We start from the raw sequence: 3,424 nt of genomic DNA, 5'->3' as shown, positions 1-3,424 counted from the left end.
CGCCTTGGGCGGCAATCAGGGTCTGCCCGTCGCTGATGACTTGGCTGCCGCGGATGCGGGTGTCGCCGCCGGAGGCCGTTCTGACTTCGCGGCCGGTAATCACGCTGCCGGCTGCTTCGTCGTGCTGCCGGCGATATTGGTCCAGCCGGCTTGTGCTGCCGACCAAACCGCGCTCTTTGCTGTAGGTCGATTCGTCCAGATCCAGGGTGCGGCGGCCTTCGCTGATGTCGATATTGCCGCGGGCGGCCAGGGTGGTGCGGCCGTTTTGGCTGTCGATTTGGCCTTGGCGGATGCTGAGGTCTTTACCGGCGGATACGGTGATGTTGCCAAGCGCTTCGATGCGGCTGCCTTCTTCGGCGCTTTGGTGGACGTGGCGGTGGTTTTTGTCGCTGAGACTGCCGTAGCTTTCGTGGCTTTCGGTGCGGACGGTGCCGAGTGTGACGCTGCCTTGGCGGGAAACGACTTGGGTATGGCCTTCGCGGGCGCGGTTGGCCAGGCGGGCGCCGTTCAGTTTGATGTCGTGCCCTGCTTCGAGGCTGAGTAGGCCTTGGCCGTCTTCTGTGCCGCTGACATACAGTCCGGCCACACGGTCAACGGTGGTGCGGCCGTTGTGCGAGTCGCCGCTTTGGGCGGTGCTGCTTTGAAGGGTAATGTTGTCGGCTTTGAGGCTGAGCAGCCGTTCGGCTTCGATGCTGCCGCCGGTGATGTCGATTTGTTGTTGGGCGTCGAGTATGACGTTTTTGCCGCCGATGCGGCCGCTGTTGCTGATGTCGCCGGCGGCCAGATCGACGATGCGCCGGCCGGCAAGGGTGCCGCGGTTGTCGATGCGGCCGGCATTCAGCTGCAGGGCGTCGGCGCTGATAAGGCCGCCGGCGCTGTTGAGATCGCCGGGGCGGGCGAGGACGTAGACTTTGGGTACGAGTACGCTTTGGCTGCTGCCGTCGGCCAGGGTAACGGTCTGGCTTTCAAGCCAGACGATGTCGCTGGTCAGCCGGGCAACCTGCTCGGGGGACAGGGCGATGCCGGGGGTGAGCTGCTGGGCGCGGGCGAAGCTGATGCCGGCGTCCATCAGGGCTTGGAATTGGGCTTCGTCGTTGGGGTAGCCATCCAGACGGCGGTAGCCGGTCAGACGGGCGATCTGTTCGTTGATCAGGCGCTGCTCGTAATAGCCGTCGCCCAGCCGTTTGTGGGTGCGGTTGGGATCGGTTTGCAGGGCTTTGAGCATGTAGTCGCTGCCCAGCCAGGTGCGGTAGTCGGCATAGGCGGGATCGGTTTCCACCAGATAGCCGGGGCGGTCGGGACGGACGGTGTACAGGCTGCTTTCGGGCAGGCTGAAGCGGCCGTCGGGACTTTTAATGCGTTGTGGCGCAACGGCGGCGGTGGCGGCATCGGCTGCGGCGGCATGGCCGGCGGGGGGATTCAGGCTGCCTGCCTGATCCTGATAGCTGATGTGGTTGGCAAATTCGCGGCGTTCAAGCAGGGTTTCGTTATACACGGGAGCGCTGTAGCCGGTGCGGCGTCCCCACCTTTGTCTAGATTTGCTTTTGCGGGCATAGCTGTTTTCGAAGATGCCGGACTCGATTTCGTACACGCCGGCCAAATCGCTGAGGTTTTTCAGGGTGCTGTCTTTGTCGCTGCCCTGCCAGACGCCGCCGATCAGGATTTGGCCGTTTTCATTGGCCAGCTCTTGGGTGTCAGCAGTAAAGTTGCCGCCGATGGCAATTTGCCCGGGTTGGGAGTGGGCGATTTGGTCTTCGTGGCGTTGTATGGTGACGCGTTTTTCGTTCCAGCTGGATTGGCGAACCGGAGCACGGCCGTCGTTAAAGGTAAACTCGCCTTTGGCATGATTGGCAGTCTGCCGCCATGAGCCGTCTTTGCCAACCTGCCACCACTCGGGATTGCCGGGCTGGCTGTAGCTGTGCCGGTGTTCGGCCGCGCCGACGGCAACTTTGTGATTGACTTCCCAGCGGCTGTTGCCGTTATGGATTTTGGCAACCGACCATACGCCGTCTCCGGCCGCTTCGATGCGGCCGCCGCGGTTTTCCAGGCGCTCGGCCCTGCCTTCGGCCTGATGGCTCTCGTTCAAACGGACGCCGATATGCAGTGTGCCTTCGCTGCTGATCAGGCTGGAGACGCTGCCGGTTTGTACTTGGCCGTTTTCTATCCGGCCAAAGCCGCTGCCGGTGTTGCTTATGCTGCGCATGCCGATGTCCAGGCGTTCGCGGGCGGCAATGACGGGGGCTTGGTTTTTGCCGTCTGCGCTTGCTTCTTCGCGGTTGTTCAGGCTGCCGCCGCCCAGGGCGAGACGGCTGCCGTAGATGCGGCCGCTGCCGATGTTGTTCAGGGCAGTCGCGGCATCAATGCGGGTCAGGCCGTTGCTGTTGATCAGGCCGCGGTTGTCCACAGTGTCGGCGCCAATACGGGTATTGCTGCCGGAAACCAGTTTGCCTTCGGCGCGGTTGTCGATATGCCGGGCACGGATGTCGAGGGCTGCGCCGCCGGCCAAACGGTGACGGTTGCGGATGCTGCCGCCGCTTTCGATGCTGAGTGTGCGGCCGGCTTCGATGTCGCCGCTGCTGTCAAAGTCGGCGCTGAGTTTGAGGGCGGCGTCGCGGCCGGCGGCCAGGGTGCCGCTGCCGTCCAGCCGGTTGGCCGTCAGTTCGAGATCTTGGCCGGCCAGAATGCTGCCGCCGCTGCTGGCAATATCGCCGGCGGCCAGTTTCAGGCTGCCGGCAGTGGTGATTTCGCCTTGTTGGTTGTTCAGACCGTCTGAAAGGCGGATGTCGCTGAGGGTATTGCTGCGGATGACGCCTTGGCGGTTGTCGAGTCGGGTGCCCTCCAGTTTCAGGCTGCCTGCTGCCAGGGCGCCGCCGCGGTTGTCGCTGTGGCGGCTGCTAATGTCGGCGCTGCGGGCGAGGATGGTGCCTTGGCGGTTGTCGAAACGGCTGCCGTCTGCTTTCAGGCTGCCGAGGGTGAGGTGGCCGCTGTTGGCCATTTCGCTGCTGACGCTTAGCGCGGTGCGCCCGCCCGCTTCGATGGTGCCGCTGTTGTCCAAACGGCCGGAGACGCTGATGCGGCCGTCGGCAGGAGCGGGAACTTGGGTGGAGCCGCCGTTGCCGTTATTGCCGTTATTACCGTTGCCGTTATTGGCGGGCGGCCGCTTGTTGCCGGAATTGCCGTTTCCGCCGCCGCTGTTACCGTTGTTACCGCCGTTGTTGCCGCTACTGTTTCCACTGTTGCCGTTGTTGTTTTCCGGCAGGCCGATGCGGCCACTGTTGGCCAGACGGGCGGTATCGACGGTGAGATCCCGACTGCCGCTTTGGCTGATGCGGCCGCTGTTGTCCAATACGGGGGCGGCGATGTCGAGACGGCCGCCGTCGATTTGACCGCTGTTGCCGATATGGGCGCTGCGGATGCGGGTTTC

Annotated in this window: 1 pseudogene; it reads right to left on the bottom strand. The window is 63.9% G+C overall.

The features are described 5' to 3' along the window. Nucleotides 1-3,424: pseudogene (locus OP500_RS11125) on the bottom strand (S-layer family protein); the annotation flags it as partial.

Source organism: Kingella sp. SNUBH-2017 (genome assembly GCF_028680565.1).
In the GTDB taxonomy this organism is placed as follows: Bacteria; Pseudomonadota; Gammaproteobacteria; order Burkholderiales; family Neisseriaceae; genus Kingella_D; species Kingella_D pumchi.
The sequence above is the reverse complement of the archived record's forward strand: the minus strand, read 5'-3'. Positions and strand labels throughout refer to the sequence as shown.